This window comes from Pseudonocardia benzenivorans CB1190 (assembly GCF_000196675.2).
Lineage (GTDB): Bacteria > Actinomycetota > Actinomycetes > Mycobacteriales > Pseudonocardiaceae > Pseudonocardia > Pseudonocardia benzenivorans.
Genome location: NC_015312.1, coordinates 5,101,952 through 5,118,446 on the forward strand (window position 1 = coordinate 5,101,952; position 16,495 = coordinate 5,118,446).

A 16,495-nucleotide genomic window follows, 5' to 3' on the forward strand; every position below is an offset into this window, starting at 1 on the left:
GCCCCGTCACGAGATCTCCAGCAGCAGGTCGCCGCCCTCGACCTGCTGGACCTTCCCGATCGCGAGCCGCTCGACGGTGCCCGCCTTCTGCGCGGTGATCGACGCCTCCATCTTCATGGCCTCGATCGTCGCGACGGTCTGCCCGGCGTCGACCTGGTCGCCCTCGCCGACCTGGAGCGTCACCACGCCCGCGAACGGGGCGGCGACGTGGCGGTCGTTGCCGCGCTCGGCCTTCTCGGCGGCCTTGACGTCGGTGGCCACCGAGCGGTCGCGCACCGAGACCGGGCGCAGCTGGCCGTTGAGCGTGGTCAGCACGGTGCGGATGCCGCGCTCGTCGGGTTCGGAGATCGCCTCCAGCTCGATGATCAGGTCGACGCCGCGGTCGATGGGGGCGGAGTGCTCGACCTCGGGCTCGAGACCGTAGAAGTAGTCCTTGCTCGACAGCACGCTCGTGTCGCCGTAGTCCTCGCGGTGGGTCTCGAACTCCTTGGTCGGGCCGGGGAACAGCAGCCGGTTGAGCGTGCGGCGGCGGTCCTCGCGCAGCCCGCGGCGGTCGTCGATCGACAGCTCGGCCGGCTCGTGCTCGGGCTTGCGCCCCTCCAGCGCCCGGGTCCGGAACGGCTCGGGCCAGCCGCCGGGCGGGTCGCCCAGCTCGCCGCGCAGGAAGCCGATCACCGAGTCCGGCACGTCGAACTTGGCGGGGTCGGACTCGAAGTCGGCCGGGTCGACGCCCGCGCCGACCAGGTGCAGCGCCAGGTCACCGACGACCTTCGACGACGGCGTCACCTTCACCAGCCGGCCCAGCATCCGGTCGGCCGCGGCGTAGCAGTCCTCGATCAGCTCGAAGCGGTCGCCCAGGCCGAGCGCGATGGCCTGCTGGCGCAGGTTGGACAGCTGCCCGCCCGGGATCTCGTGGTGGTAGACCCGGCCCGTCGGGGACGCGAGCCCGGACTCGAACGGCGCGTAGACCTTGCGGACCGCCTCCCAGTACGGCTCCAGGTCGCCGACCGCCTGCAGCGACAGGCCCGTCTCCCGCTCGGTGTGGTCGGTGGCCGCGACCAGCGCGGAGAGCGACGGCTGGCTCGTCGTGCCCGCCATGCTCGCGACCGCCGCGTCGACCGCGTCGACCCCGGCGTCGATCGCCGCCGTCAACGTCGCGAGCTGGCCGCCCGCGGTGTCGTGGGTGTGCAGGTGCACCGGCAGGTCGAACCGCTCGCGCAGCGCCGTGACCAGCGTCCGCGCCGCCGGCGGGCGCAGCAGGCCCGCCATGTCCTTGATCGCCAGGACGTGCGCGCCCGCGTCGACGATCTGCTCGGCCAGCCGCAGGTAGTAGTCCAGCGTGTAGAGCGTCTCGCCCGGGTCGGACAGGTCCGCGGTGTAGCACAGCGCCACCTCGGCGAGGCTGGTCCCGGTCTCGCGGACCGCGGCGATCGCCGGGCGCATCTGCTCGACGTCGTTGAGGGCGTCGAAGATCCGGAAGATGTCCATCCCCGTCGCGGCCGCCTCGGCGACGAACGCGTCGGTCACCTCGGTCGGGTACGGCGTGTAGCCGACCGTGTTGCGCCCGCGCAGCAGCATCTGCGTGCACAGGTTCGGCACCGCCTCGCGCAGCGCCGCCAGCCGCTCCCACGGGTCCTCGGCCAGGAACCGCAGCGCGACGTCGTAGGTCGCCCCGCCCCAGCACTCCAGCGACAGCAGCTGCGGCGCCGTCCGCGCCACGTACGGGGCGACCGCGAGCAGGTCACGGGTCCGCACCCGCGTCGCCAGCAGCGACTGGTGCGCGTCGCGGAACGTCGTGTCGGTGACGGCGACGGCGGTCTGCTCGCGCAGCCGCGCCGCGAAGCCCTCGGGCCCGAGCTCGCGCAGCAGCTGGCGCGACCCGTCGGGCGCGGGGGCCTTCAGGTCGACCCGCGGCAGCTTGTCGGTGGGCTCGACGACCTTGGGCCGCGGCCCGTTCGGCTTGTTGACGGTGATGTCGGCGAGGTAGTTGAGCAGCCGCGTGCCGCGGTCGGCCGACGGGCGGGCGTTGAGCAGGTGCGGCCGGTCCTCGATGAAGCTGGTCGTGACCCGGCCCTGCTGGAAGTCGGGGTCGTTGAGCACCGCCGCCAGGAACGGCAGGTTCGACGACACCCCCCGGATGCGGAACTCCGCGATCGCCCGCCGCGCCCGGCGCACCGCGTTGGAGAAGTCGTGGCCGTGGCAGGTCAGCTTGACCAGCATCGAGTCGAAGTGCGCACTGACCTCGGCCCCGGTGTGGGTCGTGCCGCCGTCGAGCCGCACGCCCGGGCCGCCCGGGGACCGGTACGCGCTGATCGTCCCGGTGTCGGGGCGGAACCCGTTGGCCGGGTCCTCGGTGGTGACGCGGCACTGCAGCGCCGCACCCGACAGCGTCACCTGGTCCTGGGTGAGCCGCAGCGACGGCAGCGTCGCCCCCGCCGCGATGCGCAGCTGCGCGATCACCAGGTCGCGGTCGGTGACCTGCTCGGTGACCGTGTGCTCCACCTGGATGCGCGGGTTCATCTCGATGAAGACGTGGTTGCCGCGCTCGTCGAGCAGGAACTCGACGGTGCCCGCGTTGACGTAGCCGATGTGGCGGGCGAACGCGACCGCGTCGGCGCAGATCCGGTCCCGGAGCTCCGGGTCGAGGTTCGGCGCCGGGGCGATCTCGATGACCTTCTGGTGGCGCCGCTGCACCGAGCAGTCGCGCTCGTAGAGGTGCACCACGTCGCCCTGGCCGTCGGCGAGGATCTGCACCTCGATGTGCCGCGGGTTGACCACGGCCTGCTCCAGGAACACCGTCGCGTCGCCGAAGGCCGACTCGGCCTCGCGCATCGCCGCCTCGATCGCGTCCCGCAGGTCTCCCGGCTCCGCGACGCGGCGCATGCCGCGCCCGCCACCACCGGCGACGGCCTTGACGAAGATCGGGAAGCCGATCTCGTCGGCGGCGGCGACCAGCGCGTCGACATCGGTGCCCGGCTCGCTCGAACGCAGGACCGCCACACCGGCCTCGCGCGCCGCCGCGACGGCGCGGGCCTTGTTGCCGGTCAGGTGCAGTACCTCGGCGGGCGGCCCGACGAACACGATCCCCGCCGCCTCGCACGCCTCGGCGAGATCGGGGTTCTCCGACAGGAAGCCGTAGCCGGGGTAGATCGCATCGGCACCGGCGCGCCGGGCTGCGGCCACCACCTCCTCGACGGACAGGTAGGCCCGGACGGGGTGGCCGCGCTCGCCGATGAGGTAGGACTCGTCGGCCTTCGCGCGGTGCAGCGAGTTGCGGTCCTCGTGGGGGTAGACCGCGACGGTCGCGATCCCGAGCTCATAGGCCGCGCGGAACGCGCGGATCGCGATCTCGCCCCGGTTGGCGACGAGCACCTTGCCGAACATCGGACTCCCTGGGTCTGGGGGTTGGTGTCCGGGACGGGTGGCGCCCGGGACGCGCGAGATCGTCTCATGGTGCGCCGGTCAGGGCCGCCACGAGAGCGGCCCGTCACCCCCTCCGGGGGCTGCTCCCGGAGCGTCCCCGGGCGACGCACGGGCCCGGAACCGATCCGCACGCGCTCGGTACACGTCCGACCGGGCGACCCTCACGAACGCCGCGTATCGCGCGCTACCCGCTCGGACCAGCGGGGCCGTACGCCGATTCCCCGGTCACGACGATGCGCGACGACCACCTCATCGGGTACCAAGGAGGCATGGGACGGTCTCGCGCGCGAGCAGGGTGGGCGGCCAGGTCGGTCCCGCCGCCGGGACGGATGCGGCACGGCGGCTTCGGCCCGCCGCCGTACGGCCGCTACCGCGGCAGGCCCGGCGCCGGGCCGCTGCAGGGCCACGGGTTCGCGCACTACGGCCGGCCGGTCGGCCCGCGCGTCCCGACGGTACTCGCGCTCCTGCCCCTCATCCTGATCATGGCCGCGCCGCCGCTGCTGTTCATGGGCTGGGCGACCAGTGGCATGATCTTCCCGCTGCTGATCTTCGTGAGCATCGCGGCCACCGGCCACCGCCGGCGTCGGATGGCCGCCGCCCAGGTACCGCGGGTCGCCGCGCGCCCGGTGCCGCCGCGCGCCCCGCAGCCCCCGCCGTGGCAGGTGGCCAAGAAGCGGTTCGACGCGCTGCGCACCCACTACGCCGCCTACGAGTGCGACCCGATGGCCGTGCTGCGGCTGCCCGCGCTGTGCGACGTCACCGTCCCCAGCACCGCGCGGTTCGTCGACGCGTTCGCCGAGGCCCAGGCCCTGGAGACCGACGCGCCGCCGCCCCCGGAGCACGCACGGTCGTTCATCGCGGCCGTCGAGCGCGCCGACCGGGCGTGGCGGGCCGCGATCGACGCCGCCGAGCGCATCCGGCTGTCGAACCTCACGCCCGAGGAGCGCGGCAGCGTCGAGCGGATCATCAAGCTCCTGACGACGGCCCGCGACTCCGACAGCGAGGCCGAGCGGCTCGCCGCCTACGCCAAGGCTCGCTCCGAGCTGAGCAGGCTCGACCGTGCCGGCGTCATCCACCTGCCGAAGACGGCGGTGGCCGCCCTCGACGCCGAGTCGCGCGGGCAGCTCTCCGCCTGAGCTGAGCGCCGGCAGGGCTCACACCTTCGACAGGAACTCGGCCTGCTCCTCGTCGCCGACGACCTGGCGCGCGAGCGTCCGCAGGCCCGGGTGCCCGGCCAGGTCGGGATCGTGGTCGACGATGTCGGTGGCGTACACCCGCGCCTTCTCGATGACCGTCTCGTGGCGCAGCAGCGACAGGAGCTTGAGCGTCGACCGCTTGCCCGACTGCACCGCGCCCAGCACGTCGCCCTCCCGCCGCAGCTCCAGGTCGAGCCGGGCGAGCTCGAAACCGTCGGTGGTCGACGCGATCGCGTCGAGGCGCTCGCGCGCCGTGGTGCCGGCGGGCACGTCGGTGACGAGCAGGCACACGCCCGGCGCCTCGCCACGGCCGACCCGGCCGCGCAGCTGGTGCAGCTGTGACAGGCCGAACCGGTCGGCGTCGAGGATGACCATCCCCGTCGAGTTGGGGACGTCGACGCCGACCTCGATCACCGTCGTCGCGACCAGGACGTCGATCTCCCCCGCCTCGAAGGCCCGCATCGTGGCGTCCTTCTCGTCGGCCGGGAGCTTGCCGTGCAGGATCCCCAGCCGCAGCCCCGCGAGCGGACCCTCGGCGAGCTTCGGCGCGACCTCCAGCACCGCGAGCGGCGGGCGGCGGGCCCCGTCGTCGGAGCCGGCGCCTCCACCGACGTCGGGGTCGGGGTCGTCGAGGTCGACGAGCTCGCCCTCGAAGAGATCGCCGTCGTCGGCCTTCGCGGGGTCGCCGCCGACCCGCGGGCACACGACGTAGACCTGGTGACCGTCGGCGACCTCCTCGCGGATGCGCTGCCACACCCGCTCCAGCCACGCGGGTTTCTCCCCCGCGGGCACGACCGTCGTGCTGATCGGCGAGCGGCCCCGGGGCAGCTCCGTGAGCGCCGAGACCTCGAGGTCGCCGTAGACGGTCATCGCCACGGTCCGCGGGATCGGCGTCGCGGTCATGACCAGCATGTGCGGGGTGCGCTCGCCGCGCCCGCGCAGCGCGTCGCGCTGCTCGACGCCGAACCGGTGCTGCTCGTCGACCACGACGAGGCCCAGGTCCGCGAAGCCCACCTTGTCCTGGATCAGCGCGTGCGTCCCGACGACGATCCCCGCCGCGCCCGACTGCACGTCGAGCATCGCCTGCCGGCGCGCCGCGGTGCCCAGCGAGCCCGTGAGCAGGGTGATCCTGGTGGCCTCCTCGGCGCCGTCGAGCTCGCCCGCCCGGCCGAGGGGGCCGAGCAGCGACCGCAGCGACCGGGCGTGCTGGGCGGCGAGCACCTCCGTCGGCGCCAGCATCGCGGCCTGCCGCCCGCTGTCGACGACCTGCAGCATCGCCCGCAGCGCCACGACCGTCTTGCCCGCGCCGACGTCGCCCTGCACGAGCCGGTTCATCGGCGTCTCGCGGGCGAGGTCGGCTGCGATCTCGGTGCCGACGGCGCGCTGGCCGTCGGTGAGCGCGAACGGGAGCCGGGCGTCGAACGCGTCGAGCAGGCCGCCCGCCCGCGGCGGGCTCGCCGTGCCGGGCCGCTCGGTGGCGTGCCGGCGCCGCAGTGCCAGCGCGAGCTGGACGCCGAGCGCCTCGTCCCAGACCAGGCGGGCGCGGGCCGCGTGGTGGTCGGCCTCGGTCTCGGGCAGGTGGATGCGCCGCAGCGCCCGGCCCAGCTCCGGCAGCTTCTCCCGGCGGCGGATGTCCTCCGGCAACGGGTCGGTCGGGTCGTCGAGCTGGTCGAGCACCTGGCGCACGCAGCGGGCGATGTCCCAGGAGTTGAGCTTGTCGACCGCCGGGTAGACCGACACGAACGGCCGGACGTCCTCGCCCTCCTCCAGCGGCTCGAACTCGGGATGGGTGAGCTGCAGCTGGCTCTGGAAGACCCCGACCTTGCCGGAGAACAGCGCCCGCACCCCGGGCGTGAGCACGTGGGAGACCTTGTAGCCGTTGAAGAACGTGCACGAGAGCCGGCCGCCCTTGTCGTCGCGGATCACGACGTTGAGCAGCTTGCCGCGACGGCTGCGCATGTCGCGCAACGTCGCCTTCTCCACCTTGGCGACGACGGTGACGTGCTCGCCGATCTCCAGCCCGCTGATGTCGGAGAGCTTCCCGCGGTCGACGTAGCGGCGCGGGTAGTGCCGCAGCAGGTCGCCGACCGTGTGCAGGTCGAGCCGGGCGGCGAGGGCCTCGGCGGCGCGCTTGCCGAGCGGCCCGTCGAGCCGGGTGTCCATGTCGACGCCGCCGCCCGAGGGCGCGGCGATCCGCAGCGTCATCCGATCCCCGTCATCCGATCCCCGTCCCGAAGAACCCTCACTCGACCCCCAGCACCAGCGGGTAGTCGGCCTGGCCGCCGCGGTACACGAGCACGTCGACCTCCGGGTGGGTGCGCCGCAGGTCCTCGGCCAGGCGCTCGCCCAGGTCGGCGTCCGCGTCGGCGCCGAGCAGCGCGGTCACCAGCTCGCCCCCGGCCGTCAGCATGCGGTGAGCCAACCACAGCGCACCGACGGAGAGGTCCGGGGCGATCAGCACGACCTCCCCGTCGCTGATGCCCAGCACGTCGCCGGGCGCGCACTGGCCCACCCAGGTCAGCGCCTCCGACTCCGCGACGAGCAGCCCCCCGGTCCGGGTACCCGCCGCGGCCTCGGCCATCGCGACGACGTCGTCGCCCGGCCGGCGGGCCGGGTCGTGCACCGCGAGCGCCGAGAGTCCCTGCAGCACCGACGACGTCGGGATGACGACGACCTCCTGCCCGTCGCGCCGGGCCGCCGACGCCGCGCGTTCCGCGTGCGCGGTGACCTCCGGGTCGTCGGGCAGCAGCACGACGTGCCGCGCCCGCGTCCCGGCCAGCGCCGCGACGAGCTCGTCGGCGCCGGGCGGCGTGCCGGTCCGCTCGACGACGTCGGCACCCGACTCCCTGGCCAGCTCCGCGACCTCGTCGCCCTCCACGACCATCAGGACCGCGCGCTCGCGGGTGAACCGGCCCCCGTCGGCGGCGGGCACCTGGTCCTCGAAGCGCATCACCGTGACGCGGTGCGGGCGACCCGCCTCGATCCCCGCCTCGACGGCCGCGCCGATGTCGTTGCAGTGCACGTGGACGTTCCACAGGCCGGTCCCGCCCGTCGTCCCGTCGCCGACGACGGCGACCGAGTCGCCGACCGCCGTCAGGTCGGCACGCAGTGCGGCGACGCGCTCGTCGTCGGTGCCGTCGAGCAGGAACATCACCTCGTAGGCGAAGGCGTCGGCGCCGCTCTCCCGGCTCGTCGTGAGCGCCTCCGCCCCGCGCGCGGCCCTGACCCGCGAGCGGGGCACGTCCGGCGCCTCGTCGGTGGGCCTGCCCAGCGCCGTGGCCAGCGCGTCGAGCACGACCACCAGCCCGTACCCGCCCGCGTCGACGACGCCTGCCGCGGCCAGCTCGGGCAGCTGCCCCGTGGTCATCCGCAGGGCTGCGACGGCGGCCGCGGTGGCAGCGGCGGCGACCTCGCGCTCGGAGTCGCCCCCGCAGTCGCGGGCGGCCTCGGCGGCGGCCTGCAGCACGCTCAGGACGGTGCCCTCCCGCGGCCGGGCCACGGCCGCCCGGGCGAGCCGGTGCGCGCGTTCCAGCCCGGCGCGCAGGGCCCCGGCGTCGACGGCACCGGCCGCGTCCGCGATCGCCTCGGCCATCCCGCGCAGCACCTGGGAGAGGATCACCCCGGAGTTGCCCCGGGCGCCGACGAGCGCCCCCCTGGCCAGCGCCGCGGCGGCCTCCGCGCACCCCGGGCCGTCGGGCGTGGGCGGCCAGCCGTCCTCGCGGAAGCGGCGGCGCAGCTCGTCGCCCGCCGCGCGCATCGTCAGCAGCATGTTGGTGCCGGTGTCGCCGTCGGCGACCGGGAAGACGTTGATGTCGTCGATCTCCGCGCACCGCCGCTCGAGGGCCGCCGTGGACGCCGCCGTCCACCGGCCGAGCAGGGCCGCGTCGATGATCGAGGGCACATCGGGAGGGTAGCGACCGGGGGGTGTGCGACGCGTCCGGCGGGCTGGGTACCCTGGAGGCACTTACGGGGTACCGGCGCACGTCCGCGTCGTGGCCCCGCACCGAGAACATCTCGTCTACCCGCTAGGAGTGACCGACGTGGCTGCCGTCTGCGACGTCTGTGGCAAGGGTCCGGGCTTCGGCATGTCCGTCTCGCACTCGCACCGCCGCACCCACCGCCGCTGGAACCCGAACATCCAGACCGTGCGCACCCGCGACGCCGGCAACAACAAGCGCCGGCAGAACGTGTGCACCTCGTGCCTGAAGGCCGGCAAGGTGACGCGCGGCTGACGCCACAGCACCTCTGCGCGAGGGCGGTCCCGGACATCCGGGCCGCCCTCTCGCACGTCCGGGCCCGCCGCGGACCCCAGGACGGGCGGCAGGACGCGTCAGGACCGGCGACCGCGGCGTGCGCCGGCTCCGCCCCCGGACGTGTCACCTGCGCGCCGCCGCGATCTCACGACCCGCTCACGAACCGGCGCGCAGGCCCGGCGAGCGGTCAGGGCAGCTTCCAGTCGACCGGCTCGCCGCCGAGCTCCTCGAGCAGGTCGTTGGCGCGGGAGAAGGGCCGGGAGCCGAAGAAGCCGCGGTCGGCCGACATCGGGCTGGGGTGGGCCGACTCGATGCACGGCACGTCGTCGAGCAGGGGCAACAGGTTGCGGGCGTCGCGGCCCCACAGGATCGCGACCATGGGCTCGGCGTCGCGCGCGACGAGGGCGCGGATCGCCTGCTCCGTGACCGCCTCCCAGCCCTTCCCGCGGTGCGAGCCGGGGGTGCCGGGCTCGACCGTCAGCACCCTGTTGAGCAGCAGCACGCCCTGCTGCGCCCACGGCGTCAGGTCGCCCGTCGAGGGCGTGGGATGGCCCAGGTCGTCGGAGTACTCGCGGAAGATGTTGGCCAGCGACCGCGGCACCGGGCGGGTCTCGGGCGCCACGGAGAACGAGAGCCCGACGGCGTGCCCCGGCGTCGGGTACGGGTCCTGCCCGACGATCAGCACCCGCACGTCGTCGAAGGGCTGGGTGAAGGCGCGCAGGATGTTCGCCCCGGCCGGCAGGTAACGGCGGCCCGCGGCCATCTCGGCGCGCAGGAACTCGCCCATCGCGGCGATGACGGGCGCGACCGGCTCCAGCGCCTGCGCCCACCCGGCCTCGACGACCTCGTGCAGGGGCTTGGCCGGCATCAGGGCTCCAGCCGCCGCAGCCCGGCGCGGAACCGCCTGCTGCGCTCGACGTAGGACCCGACCGCGTACTCCCACTGGTCGTCGGGCACCTCGTGGCCCTCGCGGACCCGCGCGGGCACGCCGAGCGCCATCGCCCGGTCCGGGATCACCGCGTTCGGCGACACGACGGCGCCGGCGGCGACGACCGCGCCCTTGCCGACGGTCGAGCCGTTGAGCACCACCGACCCCGACGAGATGAGCGCCCGGTCGCCGATCGTCGCGGCCTCGATGTGGACGTTGTGCCCGACGGTGCACTCGTCGCCGATCAGGGTCGGCTGCCGGGCCGTCGTGTGGATGATCGTCCCGTCCTGGATGCTCGTCCGGGCACCGACGACGATGTAGCCGTCGTCGCCGCGCAGCACGGCCGTGGGCCACACCGATGCCTCGGCCCCGAGCCGCACGTCGCCGATGACGACGGCGTCGGGGTGCACGTAGGCGTCGGGGTGGATGTCGGGCACCAGGTCGCCGAGAGCGTAGATGGGCACCCGGCGAGCTTAGGACGGCCCTCCGCCACCGCCTCGCGGGGTCGGGCCGGGCGGGTCGTCGTCGCGTGCCATGGGGTCGGCGAGCTCGTCGACGACGAGCGTGTCCCGACGCAGCGTCCCCGACCGGTAGGCCGAGCGCCCCACGATCTGCGACAGCACCGGCGCCGTGATGACCTGGAACAGGATGACCAGCAGCAGCGTCGCGGCGCTCTCGAACTCCACCTGCACCGCCGTGCCGAGGAGGATGAGCAGCAGCCCGAGCGTCTGCGGCTTCGTGGCGGCCTGCAGCCGCGAGGGGACGTCGGGGAACCGGACCAGCCCGAGCGCGCCGAGCAGGCTCGCCGCCGCGCCGGTGAGCAGCAGCACCGACGTCACGATGTCCTTCACCGGTGCCGCTCCCGTCGTTCGACGAGCCGGGCCGCCGTCGCCGAGCCGACGAAGCCGATCAGCGCCACGGCCGCGAGCAGCGGGATGTTGGAGCTGTCCCGGTTGACCGCGACGTACACCGCGCCCCCGCAGACGATGACCACGACGAGGACGTCGAGCGCGGTGATCCGGTCGAGGGTGGTGGGCCCGCGCAGCAGCCGCAGCGTGGTCAGCAGGGCGGCGGCGGCGAGCATCGCCAGGGTCAGGGTGAACACGACGGTCATGGGGCGCTCCTGTACCGGGCCGCGGCCAGCCCGCGGTCGCTCGCGGCCAGCTCGTCGGCGGTGCCGAGGGCGGCGATCACCTTGCGCTGCAGGACGAGCACCTCGCGGCGGACGCGTTCGACGGCGCCGTCGCCACCGACGCCGAGCGCGTAGACCCAGAACGTCGCCCGGGTCCGGTCGATCTGCAGGACGTAGCTGCCCGGGGTGAGTGCGACCGCCCCGGCGAGCACGGCGACGACCCGCGCCGAGTGCGCCAGCAACGGCACCGCGATGATCGCCGCCGCCGGCCCACGGCCGCCGCCGCGCAGTGTCTCCCACCCGATCTGCACCCCCGACCGCAGCAGGTCGAGCGCCACGAACGACGCCAGCGACAACAGCCGCAGCGGCCGGACCGGAATCGGGTCGCGCATGGGCGGCAACGGGAACAGCCACGCCACCAGCACGGCGACGAGCACCCCGCCGACGATCGTCGCGGGCCGCAGCGTCCCCCACAGCAGCACCCAGACGACGGTCAGCCAGAACACCTGCCGCACCCGGTGACTCATGATCGCACTCCCCCGCTGCGCGGGCCCGGCGTTGCGCGCAGGCGCCGTGTCGATGCGTCTCTCGCACGCTCGCTCATCGGGCACCCTCCTGTCCGAGGACCGCACCCAGGTACGGGGTGCGGGCGACGAGGTCGTCCCCGGCGCGGGTCGTCACCGCCGACAGCGGCCCGGCCGCGGCCGCGATCGTGAGGCTCACGGCCACGAGCGCTGCCGTCGCGACGTACATGGGGGTGGCCGTGCGCGCGGTCCCGACGACGAGGTCGTCGTCGGGGTCGTTGTCGGGCAGCGGTTCGCGCGGCTCGCCCCAGAACACCCGCACCCACACCCGCACGACGGCGTAGAGCGTCAGCAGGCTGGCGAGGATGACGATCCCGGCGACGACACTCGTCGCGACCCCGTCGCCCGCACCCGCCTGCAGCAGCGCGAGCTTGGCGACGAACCCCGACGTCGGCGGCACCCCCGCCAGGGTCAGCGCGGGGATCGCGAACAGCACCGCGAGCAGCGGGGCCCGCTTCGCCAGACCGCCCATGGCGTCGATCGACACGGTGCCGGTGCGCCGCGTGATGAGCCCGGAGACGAGAAAGAGCGTGGCCTGCACGGTGATGTGGTGGACGACGTAGAGCGCGGTCCCCCCGGCACCCGCCGCGTCGGTCACCGCGAGCCCGAAGATCATGAACCCGATGTGGCTGACCAGCAGGAACGACAGGATCCGGTTGAGGTCGTTCTGCGCGAGCGCGCCCAGCACCCCGACGATCATCGTCACCGAGGCCAGCACGAGCAGCAGCACGGACGGGTGGCCCTCCGGGAAGATCAGCGTCCGGGTCCGCAGCAGCGCGTAGATGCCGACCTTGGTGAGCAGGCCCGCGAACAGCGCCGTGACGGGGGCGGGAGCGTTGGGATAGCTGTCGGGCAGCCAGAAGTGCAGCGGCACGATCGCCGCCTTGATCCCGAAGGTGACGAGCACGAGCAGCGCCAGGACCGTCTGCAGGCCCGTGGGCAGCGCCGCGACGCGCTCGGCGAGGTCGGCGAGGTTGACGGTGCCGGTGGCCGCGTACACCAGCGCGACCGTCGTCAGGAAGAGCAGCGACGACGTCAGGCTGATGATCACGTACGTCATCCCGGAGCGGATGCGCCGCGCGTCGGTGCGGCGGGTGATCAGCACGTACGACGCGGCGAGCATGATCTCGAACGCGACGAAGAGGCTGAACAGGTCGCCGGTCAGGTACGCGAGCGACACCCCGGCCGAGAGCACCAGGAAGATCGGGTGGAACGTCGTGGACGCGGTGCGCCTGCCGTAGTCGGCGATCCGCTGGTCGATCGCGTAGACCAGCACCGCGAGGGTGACGACCGTCGAGATCAGCAGCAGCAGCGCGGAGAGCCGGTCGGCGACGAGCACGATCCCGACGGGCGCGGCCCAGCCGCCGATCTCGGCGACCACGGGCCCCCCGCGGTCGGCCATGACCAGCAGCACGGCCGCGACGACCGAGACGGCGGCGAGCACGGTGACGCCGATGACCCGCTGCGCCCAGGCCCACCGTCCGACGACGACGGTCGCGCCCGCTCCCAGCAGCGGCAGGAGCACGGGCAGTGCCGGCAGCATGCTCACGACCGGTCCCCCACGGGGTCGCCGGACGCCGCGGCCGAGCCGGGGTCCACACCCACCTCGTCGCCCTGCTCGTCGGCCTCCTCGCCCATCGACGCCGTGGGCGTGCGCCGGCGCGCGATCCGGCGGTCCTCGAGGTCGTCCTGCACCTCGTCGTGGCCCACGAGCACCCACGAGCGGTAGCCGAGCGCGAGCAGGTAGGTCGTCATCGCGAACGTGATGACGACGGCCGTGAGCGCGAGTGCCTGCGGCAGCGGGTCGGCCAGCGGCGCCGAGCCCTCGGCCGACCCGCCGAGGATCGGTGGCCGCGCCGGCGGACCACCGGTGAGCTGGAGCAACAGGTTCGCGCCGTGGCCGAGCACGACGACGCCCAGCAGCACGCGCATGAGCGAGCGCTGCAGCAGCAGGTAGAACCCGACGGCGTAGAGGGCGGCGACGACGACGGCCATCGCGAGGCTGACGGTGGTCACGAAGCGGCCTCCGACTCGGCGTCGAGGGCGTCGCGCTCGATCCCGCTGCCCAGCGACCGCAGCAGGTCCAGCACGACGCCGACGATCAGCAGGTAGACGCCGACGTCGAGGGCGAGGCTGGAGACGATCTCGAACTCCCCGAGCAGCGGGACGTGCACGGACACCTTCGTCGACGACAGCACCGGTGCCCCGAACGCGGCCGGCACCAGCGCCGTCACCACGGCCACGCACAGCCCGACCCCGACGACCACCGGCGGCCGCACCCGGATCCGCGCCCCGATCTCCGCCCCCTCGCTGCTGCCGCCCGCGATGTGCCGCAGCACGAACGCCAGCCCGGCGACGAGCCCGCCGGAGAAGCCGCCGCCGGGGCCGTAGTGGCCGACGAGCAGCAGGTACAGCGAGAAGACGAGGACCGCCGGGAAGAGGATCCTGGCCGCGAGCTCGAGCAGCAGGGTGCGCTCGGATGTGACCGGGCAGTCGCCGGGCAGCATCCAGTCCTCGGTGGGCGAGTCCCACCGCGGCCAGGGGACGCGGGTGTCCTCGGCACTCATCCGGACACCTCCTTCTCGTGGGCCGGGGTGCCCGACCCGCTCGCGCGGACCTTGCCGCGACGTCTGCGGTCGTGGCGGGTCGCGAGCACGAGGCTCGCGGTGCCCGACGCCGCGACCAGCAGCACGGTGATCTCCCCGACGGTGTCGAGCGCGCGGAAGTCGACCAGGATCGCGCTGATGATGTTGGTGGCCCCCGTCTCGGGCGCGAGCCGGACGAACTCCTCGCTGGCCGTCGCGGGTGCGGTGCGGGCGCCGGAGAGCACGATCCCGAAGACGCCGACGGTGATCCCCGCGACCGCGGCGAGCACGCCCTTCCGGACCTGGATCGCGCGGCGTGGCCGGCGGCGCTCGGTGAAGTGGGCGGGCAGCCTGCGCAGCACGAAGACGAACGCGACGAGGGCGAGCGTCTCGACGAGGAACTGCGCGAGCGCGAGGTCGGGCGCCCCGTCGACGATGAACAGCCCGCCGATGCCGTACCCGACGGCGCCGACGAGGAGCACGGCGGTGAACCGGCGCCGGGCCCGGACCATCGCGAGGGCCGCGGCGACGACGACGATCCCCAGCGGGATCTGGATCCACTCGTGCACGACCGGGACGTCGCCCGGCCACGCCCAGCCGAGGACGAGCCCGATGCCGGGGAGTGCGATGACCATGAGCAGCACGGTGGCGAGGTAGACCGGCAGCGAACCGACCTGCAGCCGGCCGGTGACGAGCACCGCGAGGCGTTCGAGGCCCGACACGACGAGCTCGTAGCCGCGCTGCGCCGACACGCGGTGGTGCAGCCGCCGGGTGAGTGCCGCGACGCGGTCGCGGCCGGTGTGCAGCAGCAGACCGCCGGCGAGCGCGACCGCGGACAGCCCGAGCGCGAGGTTGAAGCCGTGCCAGAGCGCGAGGTGGTAGCCGGCCTCCTCGGCGGTGCGCGCGGGCAGCGTGTCGCCGTAGGCCTCGGCGAGGACGGCGGCGACCGGCGCCACCAGTCCGAGCACCAGGCCGGCCAGGGAGGTGATCCACAGCGGCACGGTCAGTCCCGGCGACGCGGGTGCGGGCGTCACCGGGTCGACGCCCGGCTTCGTCGCGAACGCGCCCCAGAGGAACCGCGCGCTGTAGGCGACGGTCAGCACCGACCCGGCCACGAGCCCCACCTCGACGACCCCGCCGCGCAGGCCGCCCTCGAGCAGGAACGCCTCGAACGCGGCCTCCTTGGCGACGAACCCCAGCAGCGGCGGGATGCCCGCCATCGACGCGGCCGCGAGCGCCGACGCCGCCGCCAGCCCCGGCATCGCCCGGCCCAGCCCGGACAGCGCACCGATCTCGCGGGTGCCCGTGACCTTGTCGACGGTGCCCACGACCAGGAACAGCGTCGCTTTGAACAGCCCGTGGGCCAGCAGCAGCGCGGCCCCCGCGACCGCGGCGAGCCTGCCGCCGACGGCGAACAGCACCATCAGGAAGCCCAGCTGGCTGACGGTGCCGAAAGCCAGCAGCCGTTTCAGATCCGTCGCGCCGAGTGCGCGCCAGCCGCCGATGAGCATCGTCGCCAGCCCGAGGACGACGAGCGGCAGCCACCACTCGGCGCTGCTCGCGAACGCCGGGGAGAGCCGCGCCACGAGGAAGACCCCGGCTTTGACCATCGACGCCGCGTGCAGGTAGCCGCTGACGGGCGTCGGGGCGGCCATCGCCGCGGGCAGCCACGGGTGGAACGGTGCCTGCGCCGACTTGGTCAGCACGCCGAGCAGGATCAGCACGATGCCCGCCGTGACGGCCCCGCCCGTCGGCGGCGAGGCCACGATCGCCGAGATCCGGTAGGTGCCCGCGGACTCGCCGACGAGCACGAACCCGAGGAGCATCGACAGCCCGCCGAACACCGTCACCAGCAGCGCCTGGACCGCGGCCCGGCGGTTGGCCCGGTGCAGCCCGCTCTGCCCGACGAGCAGGAACGACGCGATCGACGTCAGCTCCCAGAAGACGTAGAGCGTCAGCAGGTCGTCGGCGACGACGAGGCCCAGCATCGCGCCCGCGAAGAACAGCAGCAGCGCGGAGGTCCGGCTCGCGTCGGGGCTGCGCCGGCCGAAGTAGAACGCGCTGTAGGCCAGGATGACCGCGCCGACCCCCGAGACCAGCACGATCATGACCAGCGCGAGTGCGTCGAGTCGGACGTCGAACGTCAGGTGCAGGGCGGGCGCCCACGCGAGGTTCTCCTCGACGGCCGCGCCGCCCAGCACCGCCGGCGCCATCGCCGCGGCCCACACCAGCGTCACCGCGGGCAGGACCGCGGCCAGGCCGAACGCGGCGCGCGTGCTGCGCGCGGCCACCGCGGGCAGGGCGCAGGCCAACACGAGGTGGGCGGCGACGAGCGCGAGCAGCAAGGAACCTCCTTGCGGCGTCCCGCGGCCCGTGCGATCGGCGTGATCACAG

At 74.3% G+C, this 16,495-nt stretch carries 14 protein-coding genes; 2 read left to right on the top strand and 12 right to left on the bottom strand.

The genetic code is table 11. The features are described from left to right. Positions 1 to 6: 6 nt before the first annotated feature. The gene (locus PSED_RS23985; protein ID WP_013676828.1) at positions 7 to 3,384 is read right to left on the bottom strand and encodes a pyruvate carboxylase; all 3,378 of its coding nucleotides are present in this window, start codon (positions 3,382 to 3,384) and stop codon (positions 7 to 9) included. A 308-nt stretch (positions 3,385 to 3,692) separates the two neighbouring features. Between PSED_RS23985 and PSED_RS23990 the strand changes: the two genes are divergently transcribed. Beyond that, positions 3,693 to 4,559 (top strand): DUF2786 domain-containing protein, encoded by an 867-nt coding sequence (locus tag PSED_RS23990; protein ID WP_143770596.1) that lies wholly within the window; start codon positions 3,693 to 3,695, stop codon positions 4,557 to 4,559. Positions 4,560 to 4,577: 18 nt separating this feature from the next. Here the strand turns inward: PSED_RS23990 and PSED_RS23995 are convergent, their stop codons facing one another. Then, positions 4,578 to 6,782, bottom strand: coding sequence for an ATP-dependent DNA helicase RecG (locus PSED_RS23995; protein ID WP_041762217.1), 2,205 nt, complete (start codon positions 6,780 to 6,782; stop codon positions 4,578 to 4,580). Positions 6,783 to 6,861: 79 nt separating this feature from the next. After that, complete coding sequence (locus PSED_RS24000) at positions 6,862 to 8,520, bottom strand: DAK2 domain-containing protein (protein ID WP_013676831.1); 1,659 nt, start codon at positions 8,518 to 8,520, stop codon at positions 6,862 to 6,864. A gap of 139 nt (positions 8,521 to 8,659) precedes the next feature. Between PSED_RS24000 and rpmB the strand changes: the two genes are divergently transcribed. Then, on the top strand, positions 8,660 to 8,851 hold the full coding sequence (gene rpmB / locus PSED_RS24005) for a 50S ribosomal protein L28 (protein ID WP_013676832.1): 192 nt from the start codon (positions 8,660 to 8,662) through the stop codon (positions 8,849 to 8,851). 208 nt (positions 8,852 to 9,059) lie between these two features. On the opposite strand, the gene PSED_RS24010 is transcribed toward rpmB, so the two are convergent. From PSED_RS24010 to mbhE, 9 genes are all read right to left on the bottom strand, one after another. Continuing rightward, the gene (locus tag PSED_RS24010; protein ID WP_013676833.1) at positions 9,060 to 9,740 is read right to left on the bottom strand and encodes a uracil-DNA glycosylase; all 681 of its coding nucleotides are present in this window, start codon (positions 9,738 to 9,740) and stop codon (positions 9,060 to 9,062) included. Further along, positions 9,740 to 10,264: a gamma carbonic anhydrase family protein gene (locus tag PSED_RS24015; RefSeq protein WP_013676834.1), complete on the bottom strand. Its 525-nt coding sequence runs from the start codon at positions 10,262 to 10,264 to the stop codon at positions 9,740 to 9,742. Before PSED_RS24015 ends, PSED_RS24010 begins: the two co-directional genes overlap by 1 nt. 9 nt (positions 10,265 to 10,273) lie before the next feature. Beyond that, positions 10,274 to 10,651 carry a monovalent cation/H(+) antiporter subunit G gene (mnhG, locus tag PSED_RS24020; protein WP_013676835.1) on the bottom strand — a complete coding sequence of 126 codons (378 nt, stop codon included), beginning with the start codon at positions 10,649 to 10,651 and terminating at the stop codon, positions 10,274 to 10,276. After that, complete coding sequence (locus PSED_RS24025) at positions 10,648 to 10,914, bottom strand: monovalent cation/H+ antiporter complex subunit F (protein WP_013676836.1); 267 nt, start codon at positions 10,912 to 10,914, stop codon at positions 10,648 to 10,650. The genes mnhG and PSED_RS24025 overlap by 4 nt, the downstream gene beginning before the upstream one ends. After that, entirely contained in the window at positions 10,911 to 11,459 is a 549-nt protein-coding gene (locus tag PSED_RS24030) for a Na+/H+ antiporter subunit E (protein ID WP_013676837.1), read from the bottom strand. Before PSED_RS24030 ends, PSED_RS24025 begins: the two co-directional genes overlap by 4 nt. Positions 11,460 to 11,532: 73 nt before the next feature. After that, positions 11,533 to 13,059 carry a Na+/H+ antiporter subunit D gene (locus tag PSED_RS24035; RefSeq protein WP_013676838.1) on the bottom strand — a complete coding sequence of 509 codons (1,527 nt, stop codon included), beginning with the start codon at positions 13,057 to 13,059 and terminating at the stop codon, positions 11,533 to 11,535. Between the two features lie 2 nt (positions 13,060 to 13,061). Next, positions 13,062 to 13,511: an NADH-quinone oxidoreductase subunit K gene (locus tag PSED_RS24040; protein WP_083845478.1), complete on the bottom strand. Its 450-nt coding sequence runs from the start codon at positions 13,509 to 13,511 to the stop codon at positions 13,062 to 13,064. 17 nt (positions 13,512 to 13,528) lie between these two features. Then, complete coding sequence (locus tag PSED_RS24045; protein ID WP_041759984.1) at positions 13,529 to 14,083, bottom strand: MnhB domain-containing protein; 555 nt, start codon at positions 14,081 to 14,083, stop codon at positions 13,529 to 13,531. Further along, on the bottom strand, positions 14,080 to 16,446 hold the full coding sequence (gene mbhE, locus PSED_RS24050; protein WP_233899136.1) for a hydrogen gas-evolving membrane-bound hydrogenase subunit E: 2,367 nt from the start codon (positions 16,444 to 16,446) through the stop codon (positions 14,080 to 14,082). The genes PSED_RS24045 and mbhE overlap by 4 nt, the downstream gene beginning before the upstream one ends. Between the last annotated feature and the right edge of the window lie 49 nt (positions 16,447 to 16,495).

Excerpts from the sequence above, each read along its gene's own strand:
- PSED_RS23985 (WP_013676828.1), bottom strand. The coding sequence starts at position 3,384 with ATGTTCGGCAAGGTGCTCGTCGCCAACCGGGGCGAGATCGCGATCCGC.
- PSED_RS23990 (WP_143770596.1), top strand. The coding sequence starts at position 3,693 with ATGGGACGGTCTCGCGCGCGAGCAGGGTGGGCGGCCAGGTCGGTCCCG.
- PSED_RS23995 (WP_041762217.1), bottom strand. The coding sequence starts at position 6,782 with ATGGACACCCGGCTCGACGGGCCGCTCGGCAAGCGCGCCGCCGAGGCC.
- PSED_RS24010 (WP_013676833.1), bottom strand. The coding sequence starts at position 9,740 with ATGCCGGCCAAGCCCCTGCACGAGGTCGTCGAGGCCGGGTGGGCGCAG.
- PSED_RS24025 (WP_013676836.1), bottom strand. The coding sequence starts at position 10,914 with ATGACCGTCGTGTTCACCCTGACCCTGGCGATGCTCGCCGCCGCCGCC.
- PSED_RS24030 (WP_013676837.1), bottom strand. The coding sequence starts at position 11,459 with ATGAGTCACCGGGTGCGGCAGGTGTTCTGGCTGACCGTCGTCTGGGTG.
- PSED_RS24035 (WP_013676838.1), bottom strand. The coding sequence starts at position 13,059 with ATGCTGCCGGCACTGCCCGTGCTCCTGCCGCTGCTGGGAGCGGGCGCG.
- PSED_RS24040 (WP_083845478.1), bottom strand. The coding sequence starts at position 13,511 with ATGGCCGTCGTCGTCGCCGCCCTCTACGCCGTCGGGTTCTACCTGCTG.
- PSED_RS24045 (WP_041759984.1), bottom strand. The coding sequence starts at position 14,083 with ATGAGTGCCGAGGACACCCGCGTCCCCTGGCCGCGGTGGGACTCGCCC.